Here is a 12,991-nt window from a genome sequence, read left to right as displayed (position 1 = left end):
ATTATAAAAATAATAAGTTTTTCATCCCCCGGTATTTGTTGTTTCTTTTTAGGCAGAATACTCTTCTATTAGAAAATGTAAAGGGTTTCATTTGACCGTAATTATTCAAACAGACCAAATCCTTTGCAAATTCTTAGTTGAAATTGTCTCAAAATCCTGTACAATTATTTTGTAAGCGAATTCACTTCGTGTACGACTACTTCAAAAAGGAGTGTATTAAATGATTATTGGAATTCCTAAAGAAATCAAGAACAATGAAAACCGGGTTGCCCTTCCCCCATCTGGCGTATTTGATCTGACCAACCGCGGCCATCAAGTATTAGTGGAAAAAGATGCTGGCAAAGGCTCTGCCATCGCTGACGATGAGTATGTAGCTGCAGGTGCGACGATCATCGAAAATGCCGCAGACGTTTGGGCAGCTGACATGGTCATGAAAGTGAAAGAACCGCTTCCTGAAGAATATCAATATTTCCGCAAAGGGTTACTACTATTCACCTATTTGCATTTAGCAGCAAACAAACCTTTAACTGAAGCATTAGTGAACAGCGGTGTAAATGCCATCGCCTATGAAAATGTTCAGCCCGCAGACAATACACTGCCATTGCTTGCTCCAATGAGTGAAATAGCTGGACGAATGGCCGCGCAAATCGGTGCCAATTATTTAGAACGCGTCAATGGCGGCAAAGGTATCTTATTATCCGGTGTTCCCGGTGTTCGTCGCGGCAATGTCGTTGTTATCGGCGGCGGTGTCGTAGGTCTAAATGCAGCGAAATTAGCTGTAGGCTTAGGCGCTAACGTGACAATACTTGACGTCAGCGTTCCTCGCTTGAAAGAATTAGACATTATTTTTGGCAACAGTGTACAAACAATGATGTCAAATAGCTACAACATCCAAGAATGCATTAAAACTGCCGATTTAGTGATTGGTGCAGTATTGATTCCAGGTCACAAAGCACCGACTTTAGTGACAAAAGAAATGGTGGCTAATATTCCTGATCATTCAGTCATCGTGGACGTAGCGATCGATCAAGGCGGAATCTTTGAAACCGAAGATCGTGTAACTACTCATGATGATCCAACCTATGTGAAAGAAGGCGTTGTACACTACGCGGTAGCAAACATGCCTGGTGCAGTTCCACAAACGGCTACCTACGCGTTAAGCAATAGCACAATGAGCTACGCCAACTTGTTAGCGAATAATCCTTTAGAAGAGCTATTAAAGGACAATTTGGCCCTTCGCCGCGGAGTTAATACTTACAACGGCAAGCTAACGATTGAAGCAGTAGCCCATGATCTATCCATGGAATACACACCAATCGATGAAGTACTAAACGAAGAGTTAATGATGAATTCATAAACAAAACAGGAGGAACCTGTCAGCGTCTGCTGACAGGTTTTTTTGTTATAATGAACTGAATTCTTTTACTATAGGAGGTTTTTTCAATGCGATTCTCAGAGTTTCCCTACAAACGTCCTGACCTTGTGCAATACGAAGAGGTATTCAACAAGGCAAACGAGCGATTCGTTCATGCGGACAATTATTCACAAGCCAAACAAGCTTTACAGAAGCTGAATCACTTACGCAGCGAAATGGCTAAAAATTTAAAATTGGCCTATATTCGCTTCTCTATTGATAACTATGATTCATTCTATCGTGAGGAAAATGAGTTTTGGGATCATCATGAGCCTTTGGTCGGCCAAATTCATAATCGCTTTTATCAAAGCCTGCTTCGTTCTCCTTTCCGTAGTCAGTTAGAAAAAGAATACCCTGAAACACTTTTTCTATTTGCAGAAGATCAATTACGTCTATTAGATGATTCCGTAATTGAATTGAAGCAGCAGGAAAATGAAGTAGTCAGTCAATATACCCTTTTAATCGCTTCTGCTGAACTTGAGTTTAATGGGAAGACACTGACGCTTTCCGAGTTATCTGCTTACTTCACTGATCCGAGCCGAGAAACACGTCGGGCGGCTCATGAGGTTTACGAAAGCTTTTTTACAGATCATGAGGAAGAAATCGATGCAATTTACGATCAGCTCGTACACAATCGACACCAGCAAGCAAAGAACCTTGGTTTCGCCAATTATGTGGAATACGGCGATCGCTTGATGAACCGCTGGGGTTATGACCGTTCTCGGCTGCACGCATTCCGACGCTTTATCGTTGAAAAAGTCGTGCCGATCAATCAAAAGCTTTACGAGCGGCAACGAGAGCGGCTGGGTGTTGAGGTTCTGGCCCATTACGACCTGCCATTGGTTTTTCCTGAGGGGAATCCTCAACCACAAGGCACCAGCGACAAATTAGTGGAAAAAGCGCAACAAATGTATCACGAGTTGTCGAAAGAAACAGGGGATTTCTTTGATCTCATGGTTCAGGATGAGTTATTGGACCTGATTAGTCGCCCCGGCAAGCAAAGCGGCGGCTACTGTGAGTTTATTGACGGTGTGCAAATGCCCTTCATTTTTGCCAACTTCAATGGCACGTCAGATGATGTCGATGTTTTAACCCATGAGACTGGCCACGCCTTTCAAAGTTATCTATCTCGCTGGATCGAGGAACCTGAGTTGGTCTTCCCGACCTCTGATACCGCTGAGATTCACTCCATGAGTATGGAATTTTTAACTTGGCCGTGGATGGACAAATTCTTTGGCTCAGAAAAGGAAAAATATACCTTCGCCCATTTAAGCAGCGCTTTACAATTTCTCCCTTATGGTGCATTGGTGGATCATTTCCAAGAAGCAGTCTATTTACACCCTGACTGGTCTGCTGCGGAGCGTAAGAGCTGCTGGCGTGAACTGGAACAGCTTTATTGTCCAGAACGAAATTACGAAGAATCTGAAGCTTTAACTCGAGGAATTTATTGGTATCGCCAAGGACATATTTTTGAAGTGCCCTTCTACTACATTGATTACACCTTAGCGCAAGTGTGTGCACTGCAGTTTTGGGAACGTAGTATCGTCAAAAAAGATCCGACGACTTGGGAGGATTACTTAGCGATTTGTCGAGTTGGCGGCAGCCAAACCTTTTTAGAAACTGTTCAATTAGGACATCTCGCTTCTCCTTTTGATCGAGAGAAAATGTCGGATTTACTAGTTTCAGTTGAAACGTTTTTAGCGGCTTTTCCTGACGTTAATTAAAATGGAAGTTCGTTTCTATGAAAAAAGAAGTGGCACAATACGTTTGTGTCCACTTCTTTTTTTGCTTAGATTTTTTTCTTATTTAGAAAGAGTGCTGTAAACAGGAAGACGCAGGCACCCCCGATAATCGTCAAAATTGAACTGGTTTGTTCATTGGTTTTTGGCAGCTCCGCTTGTTTGGTCTGCACTGTTGTCATTTGATCTGGAGCAGTCGACGGAACGCTTGCCTGAACCGACCAGTCTGTCCCCTCTGCATTCTCAATGATGACAGACGAGGAGAAGGTTCCAGTCGTATTACTTTGGGTACTTTCCGTTTGCTTCTCCTCATCCGGCATTTCTACATCAATGGGAATCGTCGGATCGACCCCATCTGAAATCCCCCCCATCGCAAAGGGCAGCTTAAAGGAATAATTGAAGACCGCGTCTGTCTCGTAGTCTTGATTGTACCGAACATCGAACTTTGATACGTTCTTATACGTATAAGTCAGCCAATAGCGCATGTCGTAATGATTGGTATTCTGATTGTTAATTTCACCGATTTTAATGTAATCATTATGCACCTTATAGTAGAGCTGATTGTTTTTCGTAACATAAAAATTTTGAATATTATTGTTGTTGAAGAGATCGATACTTTGCTCAAAATCAATATCTGTAAAGTTAAAAAAGCCAGAGACATTTACTGGATTTGCGTTCAAGTTATCAAGAAAGGCATAATTTAAAAGAACATCTCTGATTCCCTTCATGGTGATCCCATTGTCCTTGTTTATATATAGGACCTGTTTTCCTGCCAAAGCCGTCCATCCTTTGACGGTAATTCGCATATCAATGGTTTTTCCTTTATAGGTACCAACATTTTTATAGGTCACCGTAATTGTATTAGGCTTCTCTGAATCAAGGTCAAACACGTAGGAATAGCCGTCACTGGTATAATTGTTTGTCCCGCCGATCACGATGTCCTCCACATTCGCGAAGTTCGGCATAAACTCATAATCAGTAGGAATCTTCGTATTTTCGTCCGTTATAGCTTGGTCGTGATCCACGATTTTCCCATCATTATCATTTTTTAACGGTGGCGTCGAGGCTTTTGTACTGACAGCTTCATTGATTGTTTCAGGTTCCGCGTAATCGGCTGGATTGGAGACAGTCGGTTCTACTGATTCCCCGGATTCAACAGTCGGTTCCTCTGTTGAAACAGACTCCTGATGTTCCGTTTCTACTGGAACATCATCTATGCTAGTAGAAACAGGAGAAGCCTCGCCTACTCCTGAGTCCGTAGTTTCTGAAGTCATTTCCTGTCCTTCTGAAACTAATACAGGCGTTTCCTCTTGATGACTCTCTTCTGCCACAGCGGCTCCCTCTTGCTCGATTGGTTGCGAAGAGAGCGTTTCTGCAACAGGTTGTACTTGATTCATACTCGCGCTTTCGACAATTTCGGTCGTCACGTTATTTTCTATTGATTCCGCAGTTTCGTTCGCCCAAGCAGCATTTGGTACCAGTGAAACACCTAAAATTACGGTTGAAAACAAATAAATACTTTTTTTCGCCATAAAAAGACCTCCTTTATCATACATAACAACATATATTATAACATTAGTTGTCATAAAGAAGAATATTTTTATTATTATGTCGATTTAAGCTATATTTATTATCTGATTATAAACAAAAATTGAGAAAAAAAGCGACTGTGACAAGCTTTGTCACAGCCACTTTGCTTTTATACCTTTTTTTTATTCAAGAAAAGTGCCCCAAGCAAGAAAAGACACGCACCGCCAAGAATGGTAAAGATTGTATTTGTCTGATCATTGGTTTGCGGTAATACTGCTTGCTTTAATGGCTTAGCTTGTACGACCTGTGTTTCTACTGGTTCGACTTTTTCAGCTTTCACCGTAGATTTGACAGTCGGTGTAACAGTGATCGTTTCTGTCTTTTTCTCTGCAACTACAGGGACAGCTAGTTCGACTTCCTTTTCAACTATTTCTTTTTCCGGTGTTTCCTCAATGACTATCGGCTCCTCAACTTCTTCAGGCTCCTTCTCCACTGGTTTTGTCGGCTTTTCTTCTATTACGATAGGCGCTTGATAGGTGTAATTAAACACTGCGCCTGTCTCATAATCTTGATTGTAGCGAACATCAAAGTTTGACACATTTTTATACGTATAGGTCAGCCAATGATCCATGTCAAAATCAGAGGTCCCTTTTCCATCAATCTCCCCGATACGGATATACCCGTTGTGTGACTTAAAATAAAGCTGATTGTCCTTCGTCACATAATAATTCTGAACATTATTATGATCGAAGAGATCGATGCTTTGCCGCAAGTCAATATCTGTAAAATTAAAGAAGCCAGAAACATTCATTGCCGCAGAGGTTACATTATCAATAAAGGAATAATTCAGGCGAACATCGCTGATACCATGCATCGATATCCCGTTTCCTTTATAAATATAAAGCTGATTATAAACACTACCGGAAAATGCGGTCCAATCTTTGACTGTTACCTTCATATCTACCACTTTTCCATTATAAGTACCGACATTTTTATAAATCACTGCGATTGAATTCGCCGATTCCGTCGTCAAATCAAAAAGGTAATACGTAGAGCGCTCTAGATAGCCGCCATTTGAAGTCACGACAATATCATCAAGATTGTCAAAATTCGGCATAAAATTATACTCAGCAGTAATCTTCGCGTCCTCATCTGTGATCGCTTTTTCATGATCGACGATTTTTCCATCATAATCATCCTTAAGCACAGGCGTCGTCGCTCTTGCTGCTCTCGGCTGTTGAATGGTATCAGCCGGTTCAGCTACTACCTGTTGACTAATGTTTACTTGGCTAGTTACTGCCTCTTTCTCAGGCTCTGGCGTTGCTTCTAAAGCGACTTTCTCTTTGGGAGCACTCTCTTGTTCCGGCAACTCCGTTTCGACAGCTACAGGCTCCTCGATCAGTTCTGCCTCTTCAGGCTCCTCAGGAACGACCTCTGGTTCTGGCTGCGGTTCGCTAACTTCGATCTCTGGCTCTGAAACAGCCTGCTCTACTTCTACGGTAGGGCTTTCAATGAATTCAGTTGTTACATTAGGTACAGCGGGCTCCGCTATCTCATCAGCCCAAGCATTGCTTGGCACTAAGGACAACCCTAGGAGCGCGACGGAAAATAAATGAACACTTTTTCTAAACATAAAACGTCCTCCTTCTATTGAATACCAACTATTATTATAACATCTTTAAAAGAAAAGTATTTTCTGTAAAAATATAAAAGCACCTTTTAAATCCTTGTTAAAATTAATTAAATTAACGTTTCTATTTTTAGATCGACCACTATAAAACAATTCAAAATAACATAAAAATGTATTAATCAAAATAAATAAAGACGAACGCTTTAATTCTAACGTCGTCTCACTAGCAAAAATACATTGACCATTACTGACTTTCCATAGATATAAACGACAGTTCTTCGCATTCTCATAGTCGAACATATTATAACATTCAAAACATATTCAATAAGATTCTAAAATAAAATGGAATATCTTAAAAACGAATAAATAGCGATAATTATTAGGACTTAATTCTTGTATAAGGTTCTATTTAAAAGGCACTATAAATAACGTTATAAGTAACTTTTTTGAATGATCCGGCTGTATATCCCAATAATTAGATGGAAAAAGAGGAGTAATATTTCTTTTGCGATTTTTATATCGTTATTTTAACCGCAAAAAAAATGGCTCCTCCTCTTAGGAGAAGCCTCTACCTATTTAGGAATGACCATCAATCGATCATCGGACATTTCATGGATAGCGATCGGTCGTTGATAGAAATCGTTCAGTACTTGTTCTTGCAGCAGTTCTTCTCGTTTGCCTTGCTTGAAAATTTTCCCGTCACGAATCATCAACACATGATTCAACAGCGGTAGAATCTCTTCCGTATGGTGCGTCACATAGAGCAGGCTTGGCGCGTCGGCCGATCGTTTCATTTCTTTGATACGCGATAACAGATCCTCTCGCGCAAATAAATCCAATCCATTACAAGGTTCATCTAAAATCAACAGCTCTGGTTTTGCCATCAGTGCCCGTGCGATCAAAATGAGCTGTTTTTCTCCTTGCGATAGCACCTGATACACTTTTCCAATCAGCTTTTTGGCTCCCAAAGACGCCATCAGCTGTTTCGCTTCATCCAATTCAGCTGTTGTGTATTCTTGATAAATACCAATACTGGCAAATTTCCCTGACAAGACGATATATTCTGCCTGCTCCTCTCGATGAATACGCTCCTGCAGCGATTGACTCACCCAGCCGATTCGTTTCGTCAGATCGGGGATCGAGGTCCGCCCGAAAACTTCCCCTAAAACCGTCAGCTTGCCGCTGGATGGCCACAAATTGCCTGAGATCATGTTCAGCATCAGACTCTTTCCTGCCCCGTTTAATCCTAGAACTGCCCAATCCTCACCCGCTTCGATCCGCCAATTGATTTCCTGCAGCAGGGCTTTCTGCTGACGAATAAATTGAACCTGTTCAAACGCTAAAATTTCCATACCTACGCCTCCATATTCTTCCCTTTTAACAATTTTATCAAAACAACACAGAAAAGATATGGGAAATGATATAATTTTAGCAAATGTCTTTGGAAGGGAGCTTTACCTATGAATTATGAATTATCCGAAAGTACTTTTGCGCCAATCGCGAAGGTCCACCTGCAACAAGGAGAAAAACTGCGGATTGAACCGGGTGCGATGGTCTATGAGCTTGGTGAGATTGAATTGGAAGGTCAAATGAACACGAATGGCAAGAAAGGGATCGGCGGCGCCTTAAGCGCCCTAGGCCGTTCAGTAACTAGCGGTGAAAGTTTCTTTATCAGCACAGCGACTGCCCATTCAAATGAAGCGGTGATCGCCATCGCCCCTGCTGTTCCAGGAAAAATCTTTGCATTAGATGTTGGTGCAGAGCATTGGCGCCTAAACACCGGTGCTTTTCTTGCCAGCGAAGAAAACGTCAATTATCAAATGAAGCGGCAAAAGCTTTCGGGCGCTCTTTTAGGCGGCACTGGCGGACTCTTCGTCATGGAGACAACGGGCAGCGGACAAATTTTGGTTTCGGCCTTTGGCGACGTTGAAAAGATCGATCTGGATGGGCAAGCACCTGTGATCATCGACAATCAGCATGTCATCGCATGGACGAGTTCGTTAGATTACAATATTCGTGTCGCGTCAGGCACCTTTGGTTTCAAAACTGGTGAAGGCGTCGTAAATGAGTTCCACGGCCGCGGAACCGTATATATTCAAACCCGCAATCTCGAAAGTTTCGCCAGCCATATCAATACCTTCATCCCTAATTCTTAAAGATTGCAAGACAGGATTGTAACTAGAAGAAAGAACAGGTAAAATATGATGGATACTGTTGCAGAAAGCTGGTTAATATGACTGATAATAATACACACGAAAACGAGTTCCGGGAAACACCCTCGCGGATGGCTCGTTATCATACCGAAGCGGTCGCACCGCCGAAAAAGGAAAGAAAAAAGAAAGCCGTTCAAGTAACAGAGGTTGAGCCGACCGAACCCGTCGCGCCGCAACCTAAAAAACAAGCAACGGCACAAGAAAAAATGGTGCAAAGCACCGCATGGCTGACCGTCGGCAACATCTTTTCCCGACTATTAGGAGCGGTTTACGTTATTCCATGGATCGCTTGGATGCAGCCTCATGGGTTGGAGGCCAATTATTTATACACAAAAGGGTATAACGTTTATGCCCTCTTCCTGATGATCTCGACCGCTGGGATTCCAGCGGCGGTAGCGAAGCAGACCGCTCGTTATAATTCTATGAATGAATATGGATTAAGTAAAAAGCTGCTGTTTTATACGATGCGGCTGATGACGATCGGCGGGATTATTTGTGCCGCCATCATGTTTTTGGGCGCCCCTTATCTTTCTCAAGGAAATGCTGATTTGGTGCCAGTGATGCGCTCTTTAAGCGTCGTACTACTGATTTTCCCTGCTATGAGTGTGATTCGCGGCTTCTTCCAAGGAAACAACAACATGAAGCCCTACGCGATTTCGCAAATTGTCGAACAAATCGCTCGGGTCTGCTATATGCTGGCTTCGGCTTTCATCATCATGCAGATCAATAACGGCAGCTACAAGACTGCTGTGGTTCACTCGACCTTCGCCGCCTTTATTGGGGTAGCCTTTGCAATGGGGGTTCTGCTATTCTCACTGCTAAAGGAACGAAGCGCCTTTCGCGAGCTTATTAGAGAAAGTAACAATCAGATCACCTTCTCTGGCCGACAATTGGTTTTACAGATGATTCAACAGGCGATTCCGTTCATTATCGTGGGAAGTGCCATCAGTATTTTTAAATTGATCGATCAATACTCCTTTGAAAAAATCATGTCGATCGTGACGGATAATTCCGCTGCCACAAACGCTGATTTATTCGCCTTGATCTCTGCAAACCCGGACAAATTAACAATGGTGGTCATCGCGCTAGGTACCGCAATGGCAACCGCTGGTCTGCCATTGATCACAGAACGCTTTACGAAAAAAGATCACCAAGGGTTAGCAAAATTAGTCACGAACAATATCCAATTGCTGTTCTTCGTCATGATGCCGGCAACTGTCGGAATGTTCGTTCTGGCGTATCCATTGAACACGCTGTTCTACTGGCCAAATCAATTAGGATCGGACTTATTAGCCGCTTCCTGTGTGGTGGGGATCATGATGGGATTATTCATGGTTTGCTCTACTATGCTCCAAGGGTTGGATGGCAATATGCAGGCCGTCTGGTTTTTAGCGATCGGGATCTTTGTCAAAATCGTCGCGCAGTTCCCACTGACCTTTTTGTTTGAAGCCTATGGGCCATTAATCGCAACCTTTGTTGGTTTCTTGGTCGCAAACATGTTCCTATTAGACCGCATCCATGTTATCTCACAGTTTCCATTTAGAGAAACCGTGACATCGATCATTAAGGTCACCGTGATGTCGCTCATCATGGGGGCAGTCGCTTTCGTCGTGAAATTTGGTTGTGAACAATTCTTAAATGCGGATTCAAAGGTTCAATCAATGATCATTATTTTAATCGTCGCTGCATTTGGCGGCTTCACCTACATGATCTTAGCACTAAAGACACGCATGGCCGACAAATTATTAGGTCCACGAGTGGACGGCATCCGTCGTCGCTTACACATGCGCTAAACAGCTTCACTCCCCGTAGATAATTGGCTCTTCGTTAATGAGTGTTGGTGAAGAAATTCAATAGAATAATCAAGTCATTCACACGGCTAGGCAGCTCTTCTGTCTAGCCGTGTTGTCGTTCTGGTCTTGTTCATTTGGGTGGTTTTCTTGAAATACTTTCCGCGATACAAAAAGATTCGCTCTCGGTAGTTTTGGAAGTTTCTAAAGCCATAGGCCATTCGTTTTAGTACTTTGATATGGTTGTTCAAACATTCCAGTGGCCCGTTGGAATAGGGAACCCGCAACGCGCGTTTGATTTCTGTTTGGTACTTTTTGAAGGTCGTAATCACTGGTTGGTAGTGTTCTGGTAACTCTTTGTAATTTTCCTTTAAAAGCTTCGTGAAATCAGGAACATCTCGTCTTCTGATAGCGGACAGAAAGTGCTGATAGACTTCGTAGCCTTGCTTTAGGGAGTCATCGTAAGACAACAGGCGATCGACGATTTCTGCTTCCGTTAGATGTGCCCGAAAAGAAGGTCGCCAGTAGCGGTGTCTCCCCTTCAATTCCCACGCATTCTTCTGAAGCAGTTTCCAGTATTTCTTTAAATGTTTTGATCGACTGTCGCCTTTTCTAAAGGACTTCATTATCTGAATTCGGTGATTGGTAAATGCTCGGCCAATGTGTTGACTGATATGAAAGCGATCGGCGACGATTCGGGCATTCGGAAAACAATCTTTCACCAATGTACGATAGGGTGTATAGAAATCTGAAACCACTAGACGTACTTGTTCCCGTACCTTTCTGGGATAACGCAAGAAATAGTCGCGTAAAGGATCGAGTTGACGATTTTCCACAATGTCGATCAGTTGATGGGTTTTGCCATCCATCATGACAAAGCTCATAGCACCCGAGACATTTTTCACTGATTTGAATTCATCAAAACACAACACTTCTGGCAGTGGCTGGTTCAAAGAAATGGTTTTAGGCCGAAGGCTGCGAAGGATCCGAATAACCGTTGTTGGAGAAACGTGTTTCATGCGTGCGATCAAGGACATAGAAAGAGGCTCACTTAATAGTTCGAGAACGGCTTGTTTGACTCTGCGGGCAATGGAGCAGTGACGATCACTAACCGAATCTTCGGCTAAAAAAGTTTTCCCACAGTGTTTACACTTAAAGCGTTGCTTGTTTATCCGCAGAATCGTCTTGTAGTTACTGACGTCATTTAATAAGATAGAGACTTTCTTCCAGCCCCATTTAATGATCGTTTGATCATTTTCATAGCGGCAATGAAAGCATTCTTCTGGTCGATAGGTTAATGTGCCATCAAAAACAAAACAGGTCTCGTCCTTGATTCGCTCTTTGCGAAAGGCATTCTCATGAAAGGTAAGATTTAGGTCTAGAATATCTAGTAACTCTTTGGTAAACTCTGAATAGGACATCTTGAAACACTCCTTTGAATGGTTTTCGTCGACTTTATTCTAAAGGATTTCAAGGTGTCTGTTTGCGTTTATTAGAAAAAAAGAAAAAGTGTTGGCAACAGAAGGTGTCACCAACACTAGATATTATAGAGCCAGATAATTCTGCGGGGAGTTTTTTGTCTACGCAAAAAACAGCTCAAAGCTTACGCTTCGGGCTGTTTTTCCGGAATGGTTAAATAGTGTGGTTCGATGGACAGGTTCGCTAAAAATCGTTGAAAATCACGAAAGGCGATCACCAGTGTCGCTGTATTTATATTGGGATGAAACCCGATTTTTTCTGATTGATCAATGACCTCGTCGATTATCAGCGTAATTCGCTGCTCTCGATCATGAGGCAAAGCCAATGGTGTTACAGAGCCTCGCTCTAAGCCCAGCAGCTCAAAGAGTTCTGCTTCTGAGGCAAAGGACAATTGCTTTTCTCCCAACTCTTTGGCAAGTGCTTTGATATCCAAACGCTTTTCTCCAGGACAGATCACAAAATAATAGTACTGACTTTTCTTGCTCTTCATCAATAAATTTTTCACGTCGGTCCCATCAATTGAAAAATCAATCTCTGCCACCGTATACACCGCCTTGTGATCCACACGCTCATAAGGAATCTGCCATTTCTCCAGCAGTTGATACACTTCCGTATCCGTCGCTTTGGTCATTTCTCTCACCTGCTTTCTTTTAAAAGATTGCGCCACGTAATGATGGTTTTATTGACGTGATTCAATACTTCTAATTCCAGCTTTTTCGTATCTGACACGTCGCGCTGCTGGAAGCCCTCCAATGTCTCATAATTTTCTTCCAGCAACGCTGGGATGGCTTTATTTGACTCTGAAGGAATCAAGCTGCCTGCTTCGGCCTTCAACTGCTTAACCACGATCGGGGTCGTTTCTTGAAAATAGGCGTAGCCGTATGTATTCAGATTTTTTTTATAAGATTGCAGCGTAGCCAGTGAAGCTTCCAAAACGGCCCAGCCATCCGCCGTCCGTTTTGGTGCTTGGACAACTTCCTTTCGCTGCTGCGGTTTTTCTTTTCGTTTTATGGCCCACCGCGTAATTAAAAAAGTCGCTAAACAAACAACCACGTTCGAAAGCAAGACTTCTGGGCGCAAAAGATTCTCAATCATGACGTTCACTTCCTCTAAGAGATGATACCATTATACCGAAATCCTTCAAGTTAAGGGAACGATTTTTCTAAAAAGATCTAGACGATATTTATGAGAGAAAT

10 protein-coding genes are annotated in these 12,991 nt (G+C 42.6%); 4 read left to right on the top strand and 6 right to left on the bottom strand.

What is annotated here, in order from left to right; translation table 11 throughout:
• The first annotated feature begins 220 nt into the window (after positions 1 to 220).
• Positions 221 to 1,357: an alanine dehydrogenase gene (gene ald, locus J9537_RS14940; protein WP_010743628.1), complete on the top strand. Its 1,137-nt coding sequence runs from the start codon at positions 221 to 223 to the stop codon at positions 1,355 to 1,357.
• Positions 1,358 to 1,443: 86 nt separating this feature from the next.
• A complete protein-coding gene (locus J9537_RS14935; RefSeq protein ID WP_218257589.1) occupies positions 1,444 to 3,138 on the top strand; it encodes a M3 family oligoendopeptidase in 1,695 nt (564 codons plus the stop codon).
• Positions 3,139 to 3,203: 65 nt separating this feature from the next.
• Here the strand turns inward: J9537_RS14935 and J9537_RS14930 are convergent, their stop codons facing one another.
• From J9537_RS14930 to J9537_RS14920, 3 genes are all read right to left on the bottom strand, one after another.
• Entirely contained in the window at positions 3,204 to 4,685 is a 1,482-nt protein-coding gene (locus J9537_RS14930; protein ID WP_218257588.1) for an LPXTG cell wall anchor domain-containing protein, read from the bottom strand.
• A 167-nt stretch (positions 4,686 to 4,852) separates the two neighbouring features.
• Positions 4,853 to 6,316 carry an LPXTG cell wall anchor domain-containing protein gene (locus J9537_RS14925; RefSeq protein ID WP_218257587.1) on the bottom strand — a complete coding sequence of 488 codons (1,464 nt, stop codon included), beginning with the start codon at positions 6,314 to 6,316 and terminating at the stop codon, positions 4,853 to 4,855.
• A gap of 569 nt (positions 6,317 to 6,885) precedes the next feature.
• The gene (locus J9537_RS14920; protein ID WP_218257586.1) at positions 6,886 to 7,665 is read right to left on the bottom strand and encodes an ABC transporter ATP-binding protein; all 780 of its coding nucleotides are present in this window, start codon (positions 7,663 to 7,665) and stop codon (positions 6,886 to 6,888) included.
• Positions 7,666 to 7,773: 108 nt separating this feature from the next.
• On the opposite strand from J9537_RS14920, the gene J9537_RS14915 reads away from it, so the two are divergent.
• Together J9537_RS14915 and J9537_RS14910 are read left to right on the top strand one after the other, a co-directional pair.
• Positions 7,774 to 8,469, top strand: coding sequence for a TIGR00266 family protein (locus J9537_RS14915; protein WP_218257585.1), 696 nt, complete (start codon positions 7,774 to 7,776; stop codon positions 8,467 to 8,469).
• 77 nt (positions 8,470 to 8,546) lie between these two features.
• Positions 8,547 to 10,319 (top strand): putative polysaccharide biosynthesis protein, encoded by a 1,773-nt coding sequence (locus J9537_RS14910; RefSeq protein WP_218257584.1) that lies wholly within the window; start codon positions 8,547 to 8,549, stop codon positions 10,317 to 10,319.
• Between the two features lie 86 nt (positions 10,320 to 10,405).
• Here the strand turns inward: J9537_RS14910 and J9537_RS14905 are convergent, their stop codons facing one another.
• The 3 genes from J9537_RS14905 to J9537_RS14895 all read right to left on the bottom strand — a co-directional run bounded on the left by J9537_RS14905 (position 10,406) and on the right by J9537_RS14895 (position 12,890).
• Entirely contained in the window at positions 10,406 to 11,737 is a 1,332-nt protein-coding gene (locus tag J9537_RS14905) for an ISL3 family transposase (RefSeq protein ID WP_218257583.1), read from the bottom strand.
• A gap of 182 nt (positions 11,738 to 11,919) precedes the next feature.
• The gene (locus tag J9537_RS14900; protein ID WP_218257582.1) at positions 11,920 to 12,426 is read right to left on the bottom strand and encodes a prolyl-tRNA synthetase associated domain-containing protein; all 507 of its coding nucleotides are present in this window, start codon (positions 12,424 to 12,426) and stop codon (positions 11,920 to 11,922) included.
• A gap of 5 nt (positions 12,427 to 12,431) precedes the next feature.
• Positions 12,432 to 12,890 carry a hypothetical protein gene (locus J9537_RS14895; protein ID WP_218257581.1) on the bottom strand — a complete coding sequence of 153 codons (459 nt, stop codon included), beginning with the start codon at positions 12,888 to 12,890 and terminating at the stop codon, positions 12,432 to 12,434.
• Positions 12,891 to 12,991 lie beyond the last annotated feature (101 nt).

Source organism: Enterococcus raffinosus, assembly GCF_019175485.1.
GTDB lineage: Bacteria > Bacillota > Bacilli > Lactobacillales > Enterococcaceae > Enterococcus_A > Enterococcus_A raffinosus.
This window is presented reverse-complemented; position numbering and strand designations above follow the sequence as displayed.

What these genes read in the sequence shown, in the direction of transcription:
- ald (WP_010743628.1), top strand. Translation starts at nt 221, where the DNA reads ATGATTATTGGAATTCCTAAAGAAATCAAGAACAATGAAAACCGGGTT.
- J9537_RS14935 (WP_218257589.1), top strand. Translation starts at nt 1,444, where the DNA reads ATGCGATTCTCAGAGTTTCCCTACAAACGTCCTGACCTTGTGCAATAC.
- J9537_RS14930 (WP_218257588.1), bottom strand. Translation starts at nt 4,685, where the DNA reads ATGGCGAAAAAAAGTATTTATTTGTTTTCAACCGTAATTTTAGGTGTT.
- J9537_RS14925 (WP_218257587.1), bottom strand. Translation starts at nt 6,316, where the DNA reads ATGTTTAGAAAAAGTGTTCATTTATTTTCCGTCGCGCTCCTAGGGTTG.
- J9537_RS14920 (WP_218257586.1), bottom strand. Translation starts at nt 7,665, where the DNA reads ATGGAAATTTTAGCGTTTGAACAGGTTCAATTTATTCGTCAGCAGAAA.
- J9537_RS14915 (WP_218257585.1), top strand. Translation starts at nt 7,774, where the DNA reads ATGAATTATGAATTATCCGAAAGTACTTTTGCGCCAATCGCGAAGGTC.
- J9537_RS14910 (WP_218257584.1), top strand. Translation starts at nt 8,547, where the DNA reads ATGACTGATAATAATACACACGAAAACGAGTTCCGGGAAACACCCTCG.
- J9537_RS14905 (WP_218257583.1), bottom strand. Translation starts at nt 11,737, where the DNA reads ATGTCCTATTCAGAGTTTACCAAAGAGTTACTAGATATTCTAGACCTA.
- J9537_RS14900 (WP_218257582.1), bottom strand. Translation starts at nt 12,426, where the DNA reads ATGACCAAAGCGACGGATACGGAAGTGTATCAACTGCTGGAGAAATGG.
- J9537_RS14895 (WP_218257581.1), bottom strand. Translation starts at nt 12,890, where the DNA reads ATGATTGAGAATCTTTTGCGCCCAGAAGTCTTGCTTTCGAACGTGGTT.